Genomic DNA, 17085 nt, shown 5'->3' on the forward strand with positions numbered 1-17085 from the left:
CCAGGGAGTCGTCATGCTGAAGCTCACCGCCCGGTGGTCCAAACAACTCGTCGGCCTGCTGCTGTTGTGCATCGCCGGCACGGCGCCGGCACAGGGCCCCGCCCGCCTGCTGCAAGGTCTCGACTACGCCGCCCAGCAGGGCGATCGCGTGCTGCTGACGCTGACGCTGTCCGACGTCGCACCGCAGCCGGCGGTGTTCACGGTCGACCAGCCGGCGCGCATCTCGATCGATCTGCCCGACACCGGGCTCGCGCTCGCCGATCACTATCGCAAGGTCGGAATCGGCAGCGTCTCGGCGGTGGCCGCGGTCGAGGCCGGCGGCCGCACCCGCATCGTCGTCGAGCTCGCGCAAAGCGCGCCGTACACACTGCGTGCCGACGGCAACAAGCTCTACGTCACGATCGACAACGCACAGCCGGCGTCCGGCACTGCGGCGGCGGCCACGCGCGTCGAGCCTGCCGGCGCCAGCAGCATCAGCAACATCGATTTCCGTCGCGGCGAACAGGGTGAAGGCCGCGTCGTCGTCAGTCTGAGCAACCCGCGCGCCGTCGTCGACGTGCGCGACGACGCCGGCAAGATCGTCGCCGTGTTCAAGAACACCAGCGTGCCCGACAAGCTGATGCGCCGGCTCGACGTGCTCGATTTCGCCACGCCGGTGAAGTACATCGACATCCGCCGCGACGGCGCCAGCACGATCGTCGCGATCACGCCGGTTGCCGGTATCAGCTTCGATCAGGCCGCCTACCAGTCGGCCGGCCAGTTCACCGTCGAGCTGCAGCCGCTGACCCAGGAGAAGATCGAGGCCCGCAAGCGCGACGAGCCGCAGTACAAGGGCGAGCGCATCTCGCTGTCGTTCCAGAGCATCGACGTGCGCGCGCTGCTGCAGATCATCGCCGACGTGGCCGGTACCAACATGGTGATCAGCGACGCGGTCAAGGGCGACATCGCGATGCGCCTGCAGAACGTGCCCTGGGACCAGGCGCTCGACATCATCCTGCGCAGCAAGGGCCTCGGCATGCGCCAGCAGGGCAACGTGATGATGGTGGCGCCGATCGACGAGATCGCGCAGCGCGAGAAGGCGGAGCTGGAGGCGCAGCGGCAGAAGACCGATCTGGCGCCGCTGCGCTCGGAGATCATCCAGGTCAACTACGCCAAGGCCTCGGACATGAAAGCGCTGCTCGGCTCCGACAAGACCTCGCTGCTGACCGATCGCGGCCGCGTCACGGTCGACGAACGCACCAACACCCTGCTGGTGCTGGAGACGCGCGAGAAGATCGACGAGATCCGCGCGCTGGTCGCCAAGCTCGACATTCCGGTGCGCCAGGTGCTGATCGAATCGCGCATCGTCATCGCCAACGAGGACTTCGCGCGCGAGATCGGCACCAAGTTCGGCATCAGCTCGACCGGCACGATCGGCAATACGCGCATCGGCCAGAGCGGCAACAACACCGGCTCGCGCGATGCCGCCAACGGCACGACGCCGTCGGTCGACGATTCGTACATCGTCAATCTGCCGTCCGGGACGACGGGCGCGCCGTCGATCGGCTGGTCGATCCTCGGCACCGATTTCCAGGTCGATCTCGAACTGCAGGCGCTGCAGACCGAAGGTCGCGGCGAGGTCATTTCGTCGCCGCGCGTCGTCACCGCCAACGGCAAGCAGGCCGTCATCGAACAGGGCCAGGAAATCCCGTACCAGACCTCGAGCGGCAACGCCGGCACCAATACGCAGTTCAAGAAGGCCGTGCTGTCGCTGACGGTGTCGCCGCAGATCACGCCGGACAACCGCGTGATCATGGACCTCAACGTGACGAGCGACAGCAAGGGTTCCGACGTCAACACCGGCACCGGCAACACGGCGCCGGCGATCGATACGCGCAAGCTCGATACCCAGGTGCTGATCCGCAGCGGCGACACGGTCGTGCTCGGTGGCGTGTTTCAGCGGACGGTGAACAGCAGCGCCTCCAAGGTGCCGCTGCTCGGCGACATCCCGCTGCTCGGTGTTCTGTTCCGCAACAGCAACAAGGAAGACGCCAAGCGCGAACTGCTGATCTTCGTGACGCCGAAGGTTCTGCAGGAAGGGCTCAAGGTCGAGTGAGCGACATCGCGAAACGGGGGCCGGAAGGCCCCCGTTTCGCGTCGGCGCGCCGATTTACCGGATAATCACGAACCGGCGCTCCGGCGCCGACCGGTTCCGTCCGACGCCCCCGCTTCCGCATGCGTATTGCCAGCTGCCGCAACATCTTTCTGGTCGGCCCGATGGGCGCCGGCAAGACCACGATCGGCCGGCGCCTTGCCGAGCTGCGCCAGCTGCATTTCGTCGACAGCGACCACGAGATCGAATCGCGCACCGGCGTCGACATCCCGTACATCTTCGAAAAGGAAGGCGAGGCCGGCTTTCGCCGCCGCGAAAAGCAGGTGATCGCCGATCTCGTGCTGCAGCAGGACATCGTGCTGTCGACCGGCGGCGGTGCGGTGCTCGATGCCGACAATCGCCGCGCCCTCGCCGCGCACGGCTTCGTCGTCTACCTGCACGCCAGCGTCGAGCAGCAGCTCGCGCGTACCGCACGGGCCGACAACCGCCCGCTGCTGCAGCATGCGGCCGACCGCCGCGCGGTGCTGAGCCAGCTGCTGTCAGTGCGCGATCCGCTATACCGCGAGATCGCCGATCTGGTGCTGCCGACCGACGGGCGCAGCGCCAAGGGCCTCGTGCACGAGATCGTGCAGCAGCTCGATCGGGTTCCCGCACCCATTTGATACGATGCGCGCCGCCGCCAGCCCCGCGAACATGGACACTCTCGACGTCGAACTCGGCCCGCGCCGCTACCCCATTCACATCGGCGCCGGCCTGCTGCGCCAGACCGCGCTGTACGGCGAGGCCGCGCAGCGGCCGCTGCGTCTGATCACCGACGAGCATGTCGCCGCGCACTACCTGCCGGTCGTGCGCGAGACGCTGCGGCTCGATGAAGCGCAGGTGCTCGTGCTGCCGGCCGGCGAAGCGACCAAGACGCTGGCCAGCGTCGAACGTGTCATGGACTGGCTGCTGGCGACGCGGCTGCCGCGCGACGGCTGGCTGGTCGCGCTCGGTGGCGGCGTGGTCGGCGACCTCGCCGGCTTCTGCGCTTCCATCTACCAGCGCGGCGTCGACTTCATCCAGATCCCGACCACGCTGCTGGCGCAGGTCGATTCCTCGGTCGGCGGCAAGACCGGCGTCAATCACCCGCGCGGCAAGAACATGATCGGCGCGTTCCACCAGCCGCGGCTGGTGCTCGCCGACACCGACACGCTGAAGACGCTGCCGCCGCGCGAACTCGGCGCCGGCCTCGCCGAAGTCATCAAGTACGGCATGCTCGGTGACGCCGCGTTCCTCGGCTGGCTCGAAGAAAATCTCGATGCGCTGCGCCGTCTCGACGAGGCCGCGCTGCGCTACGCGATCCGCCGCAGCTGCGAAATGAAGGCGGCGATCGTCGCGCAGGACGAGCGCGAATCGCTGGCCGGCGGCGCCGGGCCGCGCGCGCTGCTCAATCTCGGCCACACCTTCGCGCACGCGATCGAGACCTACACGCACTACACCGAGTGGCTGCACGGCGAGGCGGTCGCCACCGGCCTGTGCATGGCCGCCGATCTGTCGGCGCGGCTCGGCTGGATCGGCGCCGACGACGCGCGGCGCTGCGAACAGCTGATCGCGCGCGCCGGCCTGCCGGTACGGCCGCCGGCCGGCATGCGCGCCGACGACTTCCGTGCGCTGATGAGCCTCGACAAGAAAGTCGCGAGCGGCAAGCTGCGTCTGATCCTGTTGCGCCGGCTCGGCGAGGCGGTGGTCAGCGCCGACTTCGACCCGGCCGCGCTCGACGCGACGCTGGCGCAGTACAGCGCCTGAACGCATGCCGACCGAGCTCGCGCCCTACGCTGCCGACGAGACGCGTTCGCGCGGCCGCCGGCACGATGAAGGCGGCTCCGGCCATCGCAGCCAGTACCAGCGCGATCGCGACCGCATCATTCATTCGGCCGCGTTCCGTCGCCTCGAATACAAGACGCAGGTCTTCGTCAATCACGAGGGCGATCTGTTCCGCACGCGGCTGACGCATTCGGTCGAAGTCGCGCAGATCGCGCGCACGATCGCGCGCAGCCTGCGTCTGCACGAAGATCTGTGCGAGGCGGTGTCGCTCGCGCACGATCTCGGCCACACGCCGTTCGGCCATGCCGGCCAGGACGCGCTCGACGCCTGCATGAAGCCCTACGGCGGCTTCGAGCACAACGCGCAGTCCCTGCGCGTGGTCGACGAGCTCGAGGACAAGTACGCCGAATTCCGCGGCCTGAACCTGATGTTCGAGACGCGCGAGGGCATCCTCAAGCACTGCTCGAAGGCGCGCGCCGCGCAGCTCGGCGAGGTCGCCGAGCGCTTCCTGACCAACCGCCAGACCACGCTCGAAGCGCAGCTCGCCAATCGCGCCGACGAGATCGCGTACAACAACCACGACATCGACGACGGTCTGCGCGCGCGCCTGCTGACGATCGAGCAGCTGCGCAGCGTCTCGCTGTTCCGCCGCCACCACGACGAAGTGCTGGCGCGCTACGGCGCGATCACGCCGAAGCAGCAGCGGCACGAGACGACGCGACGCATCATCAACACCCTGGTCGTCGATCTGATCACGCATACGCAGCGCACGCTCGCCGAAGCGCGCATCGAAACCCTCGACGACGTGCGCGCGCAGCCGCTGCCCTTGATCGGCTTCTCGCCGGCGGTTCGCGCCGAGAACGACGAGCTGAAGCGCTTTCTCTACGAACAGCTGTACCGCCACCATCAGGTCTACCGCATGATGGTGAAAGCCAAGCGCGTCATTCATGCGCTGTTCGAAGCCTTCATCGGCGATCCCAAGCTGCTGCCGCCGGATTTTCACGCCGAAGCGCGCCGCCTCGAGTCCGACGAAGGCGAGCACGGCCGTGCCCGCGTGGTCGCCGACTACATCGCCGGCATGACCGACCGCTACGCGCTCGACGAGCACGAGCGCCTGTTCGATCCGCGGCGCCTGCGCTGAACATCGGCGCAGCGTGCCGGCGCATCCTCGAAGCGCTGGAACGCGTCGCGGCCGCCGCGGCCGCCGCGATCGATGCGCTCGAAGTCGCAGGTGCTGTTCGAGCTTGCGCGGCTAGCGGTCGTGCGCGGACCGCAGCGCGGCGTTTCTCGACGGGTCGAATGCGAGCCTCACGACGTCGTACAAGCGACGCGTCGCGTGCTTCGTCAGGGCGATCGACGGCGCCGCATGAGCAGCGCGCGCCAGAGGCCGCCGCCGAGCAGCACCAACAGCGAGCCGAGCGTCCACGCGCCGCCGCCATCGTCGTCGTACCAGGCATCCCAGTACGCGTCGGTCGAGTTGCGGTAGCCGGTATAGCCGCCGGCGCTGGTATAGGCCTGCACCGTGTAGCTGCGCGCGCTGGCCTGGTCGTAATCGACGACGGTCAGAAAGTAAGTGCCCGGCTGCGGATCGCGGATGTTGACGAACTCGTCGCCGCCGGGCGCGGCGCCGACCTGGGCGTCCGGCACGTCGTAGACGTACGGTCCCGAATCCGCCAGGCCGATGCTGTAGCCGGCCGGCTGGCCGTAGCCGACCAGCAGGTCGAGATCGTTGCTGCCCTGCACGCGCAGCGTCAGCGTGTCCTGGCCCTGCGGCAGTGCGTCCAGCGTGAAGGCGTAGGTGTGGAACTCGTCATAGGCATCACGGCCGATCGTCGCCTGCACCGGCACGCCGTTGGCGAGCGGGCCGAACGGCACCGAGGCGTGGCGCGTCGTTTCGTAGCCGCCGTCGTCGACCAGCTGAAGGTCGAAGTCGAGGCGCCGGTAAGCGCCGAGATCGGCCGGCACCGTCACCGCGAAGTCGGCGCTGCGCCGCTCGCCGGCGGCGAGGTCGCCGAACACGAGCGGCGTGTCGGCGACGACGGGCCCGCTGTCCGTCGACAGCACCCCGCGCACGTTGTGCGCCGCCTGCCACAGGTTCTCGATCGTCACGCGCACGACCGTCGTCTCGCCGGGATCGAGCGCGCCGTTGCCGTCGGGGTCGACCTGGAACGCGCGCAGCAGCAGCGCCGGCCGCGGCGCGAGATCGAGCGCTTTCGGCGCGTCGAGGCGGCCCGAAGCGGTGCGCGCGGCGACGCCGTCGCCGGCATCGGCGCCCTCGACGAGGCGGCCGATGATTTCGCGGTAGTCGGCGTTCGGATGGACCATCCAGGTCAGTGCGGCGAGACCGGCGGCGTGTGCGGCGGCGAACGAGCTGCCGCTGACGCCGGGATCGATCTGGTAGCCGCCGACGGTGGTGCTGGCGATCTGCAGGCCGGGGGCGGCGACCGGGACGCGGGTCGCGCCGTAGCTGCTGAAGCTGGCGATCTGGTCCTGGCGGTTGGTCGCGGCCACGGCCAGCACGTTCGGCAGATCGTAGTTCGCCGGGTATGAGAGCCGTGACTGGTCGAGATCGGCGTCCTCGTTGCCGGCGGCCGTGACCAGCAGGATGCCGGCGTTGCCGAGATCGGCGATCGCGTCGTGCTCGGCCTGCGAGTAGAACGGCGAGGCGAAGCCGGCGTTGATGATGCGCGCGCCGTGCGTGCGTGCGTAATCGAACGCGGCGATCTCGCTGGCGGTGTCGAAGTCGAACTGCAGCGGCATCAGGCCGACGTGCCAGGCGATGCCGGCGACGCCGATGCCGTTGTCGCCGACCGCGCCGATAATGCCGGCGCTGAGCGTGCCGTGGACCTGCCAGGACGCATCCGGATTCGGATCGCTGTCGTTGTTGTCGAAGTCGTAGCCCGGCACCAGATTGGCGGCGAGATCCGGGTGATGGGTATCGACGCCGTCGTCGACGATCGCGACGATCACCGAGCCGTCGCCGGTGCGGTCGGCGCTGCCGTCGCCGTCGTGGTCCCAGGCCGTGCTCAGGCCGAGATCGGCGCCCGGCACGCCGGGGGCACCGCCATCGACCTGGTTCGGCTGGCCGCTGTTGAGCAGTGCCCACTGCTCGGCGAAGTACGGATCCGAAGGCTGCACCGCCTTGCGCCGCTTGAGATAGTTCGGCTCGGCGTAGGCGACCGCCGGGTCGGCGCGCAGCAGCGCCAGCGCGTCCTCGACACGCATCATCGACGGCAGTTGCAGGCTCTCGACGCGGTCGCCGCGCAGGCTGCGCTTGGCCTGCAGGCCGAGACTCTGCAGGCGGCCGCTGCCGGCGGCGGCGGCGGTCTTCCATCCGACGATCACTTCGTCACCGCGATAGTCCGGCGCGAGCGTGGACGGCGGGCGCGCGGCGTAAACCGAGGCGCTGCTGCCGGCGAGCAGCAGCGCGAACACCAGGCCTTGTTTCATCGAGGACTCCCCTGTCGTCACGATCTGCGAGGCGTCCAGATTACGGCGTGCGCCGGGCCTTGCGTGTTGCAGCGTGTATCGCCGCGTGACGCCGCCCGCCTGCCCGCGGCTGCGCCGCGGGCGTCGTCGTCAGTGCCCGTCCTGGCGATGCCCCGAATCCTGCGGTCGTGGCTGCATCGGGTTGCCATGCGGGCGTTGTGGCTCGCTGCGCGGCGTCTGCGGTCGCGGTGCGCTGTCCGGCTGGCGCGGCTGCGCGTCGCGCGAAGGCTCGCGCTGCTGGACCGGCGGCGGGAACGACCGCGTCGGCGCGGTCGTCGGCTGGCGCTGCGGCGTCTCGCGTCCGCGTTCGGGCTGCTCGTCACGCGGAGTCTGCGGCCGGCGCGTGTCGCCGCCGGACGGTTCCGGCCGCTGGTGGTTCTGCCCCGCGGCCGGCTCGCGCGGCAGTCCGCCGCCCTGGACCGGCCGGCCGCCGCGATCGGCCGGCACAGCCGGGTGCGGGTCGCGGCGCGCTTCGCTTTCGTGCCGGCGCTGCTCGGCGGTCGCCTCGACATGGGTCTGGCGGGCATAGGCTTCGTCATCGCGGTTCGGCCGCGCGCGCGTGCCGCCGTCGCCGCCGTTGAAGCTGACGCGGCCGGTCGTGACGCGGTCGAGATCGCCGTCGCGATAGACGTGGCGCACGCGGGTCACGTCGACGCGGTTGACGACCTGGTTGTAGTAGAAGACGTCGCCGCGCCAGTAACCGCCGTAGTAGCCGCTGCCCGGATAGCCGTAGCCATAGTTGATGCCGCCGTAGTAGCCGACGCGCGGGCCCCAGTAACCGGGCGTCCAGGTGTAGTAGCCCTCGCGCCAGACCCAGTAGCCCGGCGTCCACAGCATGCCGACCGGCGCCAGCACCCAGGCGCCGGGCACCCAGTAATAGGCGTCGCCGTTCCAGGCCCAGTAGCCGGGCGTCCACACGTAGCCGGGCCCCGGGCACCAGGGCTGCTCGTAAACCGGCAGCGGTGGCGGGCCGACGTTGACCGAGATGAAGACGGACGTGCCAGCCGTCGCGGCGCGCGGCGCGAACAGGACGGCCGCGAGCAGCAGGGCCAGGAAGCGAAGTCGGGAGGCGGTCATGGCGCGGTCCTCGGAAGTGACCATCGCACGCTATGACAGCGCACTGAATGGCCGATGAAGTACACGCCACAGCTTTACGCGCTTCGCCGCCCCGGCGCACTGATGCCGCTCAAGGTCGGAACCAGTCCTCGACGCGCAGGCCGGCGAGGCCGGCGAAGGCGCTGGCGCTGCGCGTCACCAGCGCCAGCTCATGGGTCGCGGCGATCGCCGCCAGCTGGCCGTCGAGCGAGGACCAGCCGCGGCGCGCGCGTTCGCGTTCGTTGCGCGCCAGCCACAGCGCCGACTCGCCGTCGAACGGCAGCGTCGTCGGCCCGGAGGCCAGCAGCTCGGTCGCGAAGGCCTGCAGCTGCTGGCGCCGCTCGCCGTCGTGCATCAGTTCGAGGCCGCGCAGCAGCGCGTAGCTGGCCGGCGCGGCGATCGCGCACAGCGCCTGGCGCTGTTCGAACAGCGTGAAGACGCGGCGGTTGCCGTTCGGCCGCGTCAGCTCGGCCAGCACCGGCAGGTCGAGCAGATAGGCGAGCTTGGCCATGCGCGGGTGCTCAGATGTCGCGCCAGCGCTCGAGCTCGGCGGCGCTGATGCCCTCGATGCCGGCCGGCAGCTGCTCGCGCCAGTTGCGGGCCCAGGCGGCGAAGTCGACGGCCGCGGCGGCGGCCGCGCGCAGGCGCGCGTATTCGGCTTCCGAGAGCAGGACCGCGACCGGCTGGCCGCGCCGCGTGACCTGCACCGGCTGGCCTTCCTCGGCCTCGTACAGCAGCTCGGTCAGGCGGTTCTTGGCATCGGCGATGGAGACGGCTTTCATGGGCGGCCCTGCGCGTGCACTCGGCAGATGGCTATTTAGATGGCCATTTTATGGCCCGGCAAGTGATTGATTCAAATGGGCACAATTCCTGCTGCCGGTTTCCTCCCGGGTTTTCGCTTGCGAGCGGGGCCGGCGCTCCTTATGGTCCGCTCCCCCGCAACCGTTTGCGGACCGCCGGCGTGCGTGCGCGCCGGACTTCATCCAGGAGCAAGCCTTATGTTCGACAGCCAGCCCGTCGGCCTCTACCGGCCGGAATTCGAGAAGGACAGCTGCGGTTTCGGCCTGATCGCCCACATGGACGACCAGCCTTCGCACAAGCTCGTGCAGACCGCGATCACGGCGCTGGCCCGCATGACGCACCGCGGCGCGGTCGCCGCCGACGGCAAGACCGGCGACGGCTGCGGCCTGCTGATGAAGAAGCCGGACAAGTTCCTGCGCAAGGTCGCCGCCGAACTCGGCCTCGATCTCGGCCCCGGCGACTACTGCGCCGGCAACATCTTCTTCTCGCAGGACGCGGCCCGGCGCGAGCGCGCCCGCGCGATCCTCAAGGAAAGCCTCGAGCTGCAGGGCCTGAAGCTCGTCGGCTTCCGCGTCGTGCCGACCGACAACGCCGCGCTCGGCGAGGAAGCGATGAAGAGCGTGCCGTTCGTCGAGCAGGTGTTCGTCACCGCGCCCGGCGAGCTGCACAAGTTCGCGTTCGAGCTGAAGCTGTACAAGGCCCGCCGCCGCGCCGAGAAGCTGGTCGCCGCCGAGGGCGACGCCGAGTTCTACATCACGCACCTGTCGTGCCGCGTGCTGGTCTACAAGGGCCTGGTGATGCCCGAGTACCTGCCGACCTTCTTTCCGGACCTGGCGAGCCCGGAACTGGAATCGTCGATGTGCGTGTTCCACCAGCGCTTCTCGACCAACACGCTGCCGCAGTGGCGGCTGTGCCATCCGTTCCGTTATCTGGCGCACAACGGCGAGATCAACACCATCTCCGGCAACCGCAAGTGGGCGTTGGCGCGTGCCAAGAAGTTCCAGTGCGAATCGCTGCCGGACATCGAGGAGATCGCGCCGCTGGTGAGCATGTCCGGCTCCGACTCGCAGTCGCTCGACAACATGCTCGAAGTGCTGCTCGCCGGCGGCATGGACATCTTCGCCGCGCTGCGCGCGCTGATCCCGCCGGCCTGGCAGAACGTCGAGGATCTCGATTCCGACGTGCGCGCGTTCTACGAGTACAACTCGGTCAACATGGAGCCGTGGGACGGCCCGGCCGGCGTCGTCATCACCGACGGCCGCTACGCTGCCTGCTGCCTGGACCGCAATGGCCTGCGTCCGGCGCGCTACGTCATCACCACCGACCGCCACATCGTGCTCGCCTCGGAAATCGGCGTGCACGACTTCAAGACCCAGGACGTCGTCGAGAAGGGTCGCCTGCGTCCGGGCGAGATCCTCGCCGTCGACACCGAGTCCGGCGCGCTGCTGCGGCCGGAAGACATCGACAAGATGCTGGCCGCGCGCAAGCCGTACAAGCAGTGGCTGAAGTCGAAGATGAAGCGCGTCGAGGCCTCGCTGTCCGACGATCCGAACTCGCTCGACGTGATGCCGCCGGACACGGTCGCGACCTATCACAAGATGTTCCAGCTGACCTTCGAGGAACGCGACCAGGTGCTGCGTCCGTCCGCCGAGGCCGGCCAGGAAGCGGTCGGCTCGATGGGCGACGACACGCCGTTCGCGGTGCTGTCGGAACGGCCGCGCTCGCTGTACGACTACTTCCGGCAGATGTTCGCGCAGGTCACCAACCCGCCGATCGATCCGCTGCGCGAGCAGATCGTGATGTCGCTCGAATGCCAGCTCGGCGCCGAGAAGGGCATGTTCGAGGAGACGCCGGAACGCGCCGCGCGCCTGCTGATCGACTCGCCGGTGCTGTCGGAAGCCAAGTTCAAGAAGCTGCTGGCGATCGGCAACGAAGACCCGGCGTTCGCGAGCCACATCCTCGACCTCAACTACGACCCGGCGCTCGGCCTCGAAGCGGCCGTCGCCCACCTGTGCGAGGAAGCGGCGGCTGCGGTGCGGGCCGGCAAGGTCGTGCTGGTGCTGTCGGATCGCGCGATCGAGCGCGGCAAGCTGCCGATGCATGCGCTGCTCGCGGTCGGCGCGGTCAACAACTATCTGGTCCACGAAGGCCTGCGCTGCGACTGCAACATCGTCGTCGAGACCGCGACCGCGCGCGATTCGCACCAGTTCGCGTGCCTGATCGGTTACGGCGCCTCGTGCATCTATCCGTACCTCGCCTACGCGACGCTCTATGAAATGGTCCGCTCGGGCCAGATCAAGAACAAGCCGGTCGAGGCGCTCGCGCAGTCGTACCGCAAGGGCATCAACAAGGGCCTCTACAAGATCATCTCGAAGATGGGCATCAGCACCATCTCGAGCTACCGCGGCGCGCAGCTGTTCGAGATCGTCGGCCTGTCCGACGAGGTCGTCGAGCGTTGCTTCGCCGACACCGTGTCGCGCATCCAGGGCGCGCGCTTCGTCGATCTGCAGTCGGAGCAGCAGGAGCTCGCCGACATCGCCTGGAGCGCGCGCAAGCCGATCGAGCAGGGCGGCCTCTACAAGTTCATCTACGGCGGCGAGTACCACGCCTACAACCCGGACGTCATCGCCACGCTGCAGAAGGCGGTGAAGACCGGCGACTACGGCGATTACAAGGTCTACGCGCGCCACGTCAACGAGCGCCCGGTCGCCACGATCCGCGATCTGTTCAAGCTCAAGGACGCGCAGCCGGTGCCGATCGAGGAAGTCGAGTCGGTCGAGTCGATCCTCAAGCGCTTCGACTCCGCCGGCATGTCGCTCGGCGCGCTGTCGCCGGAAGCGCACGAGGCGCTGGCGATCGCCATGAACCGCCTCGGCGGCCGCAGCAACTCGGGCGAAGGCGGCGAAGATCCGGCGCGCTACGGCACCGAACGCATGTCGAAGATCAAGCAGGTGGCGTCCGGCCGCTTCGGCGTCACGCCGGAATACCTGGTCAATGCCGAGGTGCTGCAGATCAAGGTCGCGCAGGGCGCCAAGCCCGGCGAAGGCGGCCAGCTGCCGGGCGACAAGGTCAATGAGCAGATCGCCAAGCTGCGCTACGCGCGGCCGGGCGTCGCGCTGATCTCGCCGCCGCCGCATCACGACATCTACTCGATCGAGGATCTCGCGCAGCTGATCTTCGACTTGAAGCAGGTCAACCCGCAGGCGCTGGTCTCGGTCAAGCTGGTGTCCGGCCCCGGCGTCGGCACCATCGCTGCCGGCGTCGCCAAGGCCTACGCCGACCTGATCACCATCTCCGGTTACGACGGCGGCACCGGCGCCTCGCCGCTGACCTCGGTGAAGTATGCCGGCACGCCGTGGGAACTCGGTCTTTCGGAGACGCACCAGACGCTGCGCATGAACAATCTGCGCGACAAGGTCCGCGTGCAGACCGACGGCGGCCTGAAGACCGGTCTCGATGTCATCAAGGCGGCGATCCTCGGCGCTGAATCGTTCGGCTTCGGCACCGCGCCGATGGTCGCGCTCGGCTGCAAGTACCTGCGCATCTGCCATCTCAACAACTGCGCGACCGGCGTCGCCACGCAGAACCAGACGCTGCGCAGCGAGTTCTTCATCGGCCTGCCGGAAATGGTGATGAACTACTTCCGCTTCGTCGCCGAGGAGACGCGCGAGTGGATGGCGCGGCTCGGCGTGCGCACGATCAAGGAGCTGATCGGCCGCACCGATCTGCTCGAAGTGTCGGAAGCGACGACCGGCAAGGCGCGCAATCTCGACCTGTCGCCGATCCTCGAATCGGCCGGCATGGTGCTGCCGAGCGCGCAGTACTGCATGTTCAACAACGAGCCGTTCGACAAGGGCGAGCTGGCCGAGGCGATGCTGCAGGACTGCCTGCCGGCGATCGAGCACAAGACCGGCGGCATCTTCCACTACTCGGTGTCCAACCGGCACCGCTCGATCGGCGCGCGCCTGTCGGGTGAGATCGCGCGCCGCCACGGCAACCTCGGCATGGCCGACAAGCCGATCACGATCAAGCTCAAGGGCGCGGCCGGCCAGAGCTTCGGCGTCTGGAACGCCGGCGGCCTGCAGCTCGAACTCGAAGGCGACGCCAACGACTACGTCGGCAAGGGCATGGCCGGCGGCCGCATCGTCGTCAAGCCGCCGCGCGGCGCGCGTTACGACACGCGTGAGGCGGCGATCATCGGCAACACCTGCCTGTACGGTGCGACCGGCGGCACCCTGTACGCGGCCGGCATGGCCGGCGAGCGCTTCGCGGTGCGCAACTCCGGCGCGCACGCGGTCATCGAGGGTTGCGGCGATCACGGCTGCGAGTACATGACCGGCGGCACCGTCGTCATCCTCGGTCGCACCGGCGTCAACTTCGGCGCCGGCATGACCGGCGGCTTCGCCTACGTGCTCGACGAGAAGCGCACCTTCGTCGACCGCTACAACCACGAGCTGATCGACATCCATCGCGTCGTCTCCGAATCGATGGAAGCGCACGAGAACTATCTGCGCAAGCTGGTGCAGGACTACGCCAGCGTGACCGGCTCGAAGTGGGCGCAGACCATCCTCGCCGACTGGGCCGACTACGTCGGCAAGTTCTGGCTGGTCAAGCCGAAGGCGGCCGAGATCGGTTCGCTGATCGATTCCGTGCGCGCCGCCGCGTAAACGCACAGCACCCGAACCAGGAAGAACCCAGATGGGCGCCAAGAACGTCAACCAGTTCCTCGACCTGCCGCGGCAGGATCCGAAGAAAGTCCAGGCCGAAGTCCGTATCCACGACTTCCGCGAGATCTACGGTCATTTCCCCGCCGAGCAGGCCAAGAGCCAGGCCGGCCGCTGCCTGTCCTGCGGCAATCCGTACTGCGAGTGGAAGTGCCCGGTGCACAACTACATCCCGAACTGGCTCAAGCTGGTCGAGGAAGGCAATCTGTTTGCCGCCGCCGAGATGTCGCACCGCACCAACTCGCTGCCGGAGATCTGCGGCCGCGTCTGCCCGCAGGACCGCCTCTGCGAAGGCGCCTGCACGCTCAACGACGGCTTCGGCGCGGTGACGATCGGCTCGATCGAAAAGTACATCTCGGATGAAGCCTTCAAGCAGGGCTGGCGTCCGGACATGTCGAAGGTCAAGTGGACCAAGAAGAAGGTCGCGATCATCGGCGCCGGCCCGGCCGGCCTCGGTTGCGCCGACGTGCTGGTGCGCAACGGCGTCAAGCCGGTGGTGTTCGACAAGTACAGCGAGATCGGCGGCCTGCTGACCTTCGGCATTCCGCCGTTCAAGCTCGAAAAGGAAATCGTGCAGCGCCGCCGCCAGATCCTCGAAGGCATGGGCGTCGAGTTCCACCTCAACACCGAGATCGGCAAGGATCTCGCGTTCGACGCGCTGCTCAAGGACTACGACGCGGTGTTCCTCGGCATGGGCACCTACACCTACATGAAGGGCGACTTCCCGGGCGAGGATCTGCCGGGCGTGTTCGAGGCGCTGCCGTTTCTGGTCGCCAACATCAATCGCGTGATGAACCGCGCCAGCGATACCGATCTTGCCTACGACATGAAGGACCAGCGCGTCGTCGTGCTCGGCGGCGGCGACACGGCGATGGACTGCAACCGCACCTCGATCCGTCAGGGTGCGGAGAGCGTGATCTGCGCGTATCGCCGCGACGAGGAGAACATGCCGGGCTCCAAGCGCGAAGTCGCCAATGCCAAGGAAGAGGGCGTCGAGTTCCTGTTCAACCGCCTGCCGGTCGAGATCGTCGGCAAGGACAAGGTCGAGGGCGTCAAGGTCGTCTCGACCCGGCTCGGCGCGCCGGACGCGCGCGGCCGTCGCAAGCCGGAAGTGATCGCCGGTTCCGAAGAGATCATTCCGGCCGATCGCGTCGTCATCGCCTTCGGTTTCCGGCCGAGCCCGGCGCCGTGGTTCGGCGCACACGACATCGCGCTGCACGACGACGGCCGCGTCAAGGTCAACGGCGGTGCGCTCGGCCAGCGCGCCCCGGCGGCCCTGCCGGCCGCTCAGTTCAAGTTCCAGACCGGCAATCCGAAGGTGTTTGCGGGCGGCGACATGGTCCGCGGCTCGGACCTCGTCGTCACCGCCGTCTACGAAGGCCGCGAAGCCGCCGAAGGCATCCTCGATTACCTGAAGGTCTGAGGACGCCGCGGTCCGAAAGCGCGCCGCGGCCCACGTCGCCGCCGATGGCGGCGGGCATCGATGACGGGGTCCGCGGCCCGGGCCTCGTCGTCACCGCCGTCACGTCAGGCCGCGAAGCCGCCGAAGGCATCCTCGACGGTTTGAGGGGCTGGGGTCGTCGGGAGAAAACGCCGCGCACTGCGCGGCGTTTTTCGTTGGCGACGGTTCGGTTCTCAGCTCGCGTGCGAGCAGAACGGCAGGCCGGTCGCGAAGCGGCGGCCGAGTTCGCGCAGCCAGCCTTCGAAGCTGGGATGCCAGTCGAATGCGTGCAGGGTCGCGGCGATCGCGAACGCCAGCAGGGCCGCGGCGAGGTACGGGAAACGGCGCGTGCCGGCCGGGCCGCGCAGCGCGGCGAACGTGGCCAGCGCGCCGCCGCCGAGCAGCAAACCGAACACGATCTCGATCGGCGTGTGCGCGCCGAGCGCGTAGCGCGACCAGGCGATCGCCGCGATTGCCGCGACGCCGAGCAGCGTCAGCAGTCCGCGCCGCCACGCGCTGCCGTCGCGCACCGCGCACAAGGTGATGCCGCCGTACACGAACAGGCTGAAGCCGGCATGCCCGCTGGGGCTGTGCAGGGCCCAGCCCGGCAGCGGGCAGGCGAGGAAATAACCCTTGAGCAGCGAGATCGTGCCGACGCAGAGCAGCAGCGCGCCGGACCAGGCGAGCGCGGCGCGCCGGCTGCCCGCGCGCGCGAGCCACAGCGCGACCAGCAGCGCCAGCAGCGACAGGACGGCGGCGTTGCCGAATTCGGTGAGGCGCTCGAGCATGCGTGCAACACGTGGCGGAGAAGGTCTTGCAGTGTGCAGGATGCGCGCCAGCTCGCACCATGCGCCGCCTCACGCAAGCGGGTCTGCCGCTGCCCTCTCCGGGCCGGCGCCATAGCGGCGGCGCAGCCGCCAGCCGATCACCACCGCCGTCGCCAGCGGACCGAACCAGGCCAGCATCTGCGCCGACCCAGCGTATGCGGGCAGCAGGCGCCCGAGGCCGATACCGAGGAAGGCGATATGCGTCGCCACGCCGGCGCCGAGCATGCCGCTGTAATGCGCATGCAGCCACCAGCGCGGCTGTTCGCCGCGCGCCGCCGCACGCAGCATCTGCACGCCGGCGTACAGGCCGACGGCGGAGAAGCCGGACAGCAGCACGGCGCCGCGCTGCAGCCCGTACGCGAGCAGCGCCACGGCGGCGGCGAGGTTGAGCCAGGCGAGCGCGCGATGCCAGGGCCCGTGGTAGCGGCGCCAGTCGCCGCGCCAGCGGATCGCCAGCCAGGCGTTCAGACAGGCGGTCGCGGTGATCAGGAACAGGTACAGCATGAAGACGCCGAACGCGACATCGCCGGCGGCGAGGCGCAGCAGCGCCATCGGCAGCGCCGTGGCGCCGATGCCGATCATCGCCAGCAGGAAGGTGCGGCCGGCGAGGCGGTGCGTCGTGCCCCCCTTGCGCGCGAGGCCGGCGCTCCAGAACGAGAGCAGGGCGAGGCCGCCGATCACGGCGTGGACGGCGAGCAGGAACGCGTACATGGGGAACTCCGGCTGAGGACGAGGCCAGTGTCGCGATGCCGCGGCGCGCGCGGCAGATGACGAATGTCAGGCGCCGGGGGTGACAAAACTCACCTTCCGCCG

12 protein-coding genes are annotated in these 17085 nt (G+C 69.0%); 6 read left to right on the top strand and 6 right to left on the bottom strand.

The window, feature by feature from the left end; genetic code table 11:
* Positions 1–13: 13 nt before the first annotated feature.
* The 4 genes from K343_RS0106375 to K343_RS0106395 all read left to right on the top strand — a co-directional run bounded on the left by K343_RS0106375 (position 14) and on the right by K343_RS0106395 (position 5036).
* On the top strand, positions 14–2095 hold the full coding sequence (locus tag K343_RS0106375; protein WP_028007337.1) for a type IV pilus secretin PilQ: 2082 nt from the start codon (positions 14–16) through the stop codon (positions 2093–2095).
* 119 nt (positions 2096–2214) lie between these two features.
* Entirely contained in the window at positions 2215–2754 is a 540-nt protein-coding gene (aroK, locus tag K343_RS21215) for a shikimate kinase AroK (protein WP_043112209.1), read from the top strand.
* Positions 2755–2785: 31 nt separating this feature from the next.
* Positions 2786–3877 (top strand): 3-dehydroquinate synthase, encoded by a 1092-nt coding sequence (gene aroB, locus K343_RS0106390; RefSeq protein ID WP_028007338.1) that lies wholly within the window; start codon positions 2786–2788, stop codon positions 3875–3877.
* Positions 3878–3881: 4 nt separating this feature from the next.
* The gene (locus tag K343_RS0106395; RefSeq protein ID WP_028007339.1) at positions 3882–5036 is read left to right on the top strand and encodes a deoxyguanosinetriphosphate triphosphohydrolase; all 1155 of its coding nucleotides are present in this window, start codon (positions 3882–3884) and stop codon (positions 5034–5036) included.
* A gap of 203 nt (positions 5037–5239) precedes the next feature.
* On the opposite strand, the gene K343_RS0106400 is transcribed toward K343_RS0106395, so the two are convergent.
* From K343_RS0106400 to K343_RS0106415, 4 genes are all read right to left on the bottom strand, one after another.
* Positions 5240–7345 carry a S8 family serine peptidase gene (locus tag K343_RS0106400; protein WP_028007340.1) on the bottom strand — a complete coding sequence of 702 codons (2106 nt, stop codon included), beginning with the start codon at positions 7343–7345 and terminating at the stop codon, positions 5240–5242.
* Positions 7346–7474: 129 nt separating this feature from the next.
* Positions 7475–8461 (bottom strand): YXWGXW repeat-containing protein, encoded by a 987-nt coding sequence (locus K343_RS24370; RefSeq protein WP_211226176.1) that lies wholly within the window; start codon positions 8459–8461, stop codon positions 7475–7477.
* A 109-nt stretch (positions 8462–8570) separates the two neighbouring features.
* Entirely contained in the window at positions 8571–8990 is a 420-nt protein-coding gene (locus K343_RS0106410; protein WP_028007341.1) for a PIN domain-containing protein, read from the bottom strand.
* A gap of 10 nt (positions 8991–9000) precedes the next feature.
* Positions 9001–9261 (bottom strand): type II toxin-antitoxin system Phd/YefM family antitoxin, encoded by a 261-nt coding sequence (locus tag K343_RS0106415; RefSeq protein ID WP_020647824.1) that lies wholly within the window; start codon positions 9259–9261, stop codon positions 9001–9003.
* Positions 9262–9477: 216 nt separating this feature from the next.
* Here K343_RS0106415 and gltB point away from each other — a divergent pair, with 216 nt between their 5' ends.
* On the top strand, positions 9478–13947 hold the full coding sequence (gene gltB / locus K343_RS0106420) for a glutamate synthase large subunit (RefSeq protein ID WP_028007342.1): 4470 nt from the start codon (positions 9478–9480) through the stop codon (positions 13945–13947).
* 31 nt (positions 13948–13978) lie between these two features.
* Complete coding sequence (locus K343_RS0106425) at positions 13979–15427, top strand: FAD-dependent oxidoreductase (protein ID WP_028007343.1); 1449 nt, start codon at positions 13979–13981, stop codon at positions 15425–15427.
* A 212-nt stretch (positions 15428–15639) separates the two neighbouring features.
* On the opposite strand, the gene K343_RS0106430 is transcribed toward K343_RS0106425, so the two are convergent.
* Together K343_RS0106430 and K343_RS0106435 are read right to left on the bottom strand one after the other, a co-directional pair.
* Entirely contained in the window at positions 15640–16233 is a 594-nt protein-coding gene (locus K343_RS0106430; RefSeq protein ID WP_028007344.1) for a phosphatase PAP2 family protein, read from the bottom strand.
* 69 nt (positions 16234–16302) lie between these two features.
* Complete coding sequence (locus K343_RS0106435) at positions 16303–16983, bottom strand: hypothetical protein (protein ID WP_028007345.1); 681 nt, start codon at positions 16981–16983, stop codon at positions 16303–16305.
* Positions 16984–17085: the final 102 nt, after the last annotated feature.

The organism is Solimonas flava DSM 18980 (assembly GCF_000426685.1).
In the GTDB taxonomy this organism is placed as follows: domain Bacteria; phylum Pseudomonadota; class Gammaproteobacteria; order Nevskiales; family Nevskiaceae; genus Solimonas; species Solimonas flava.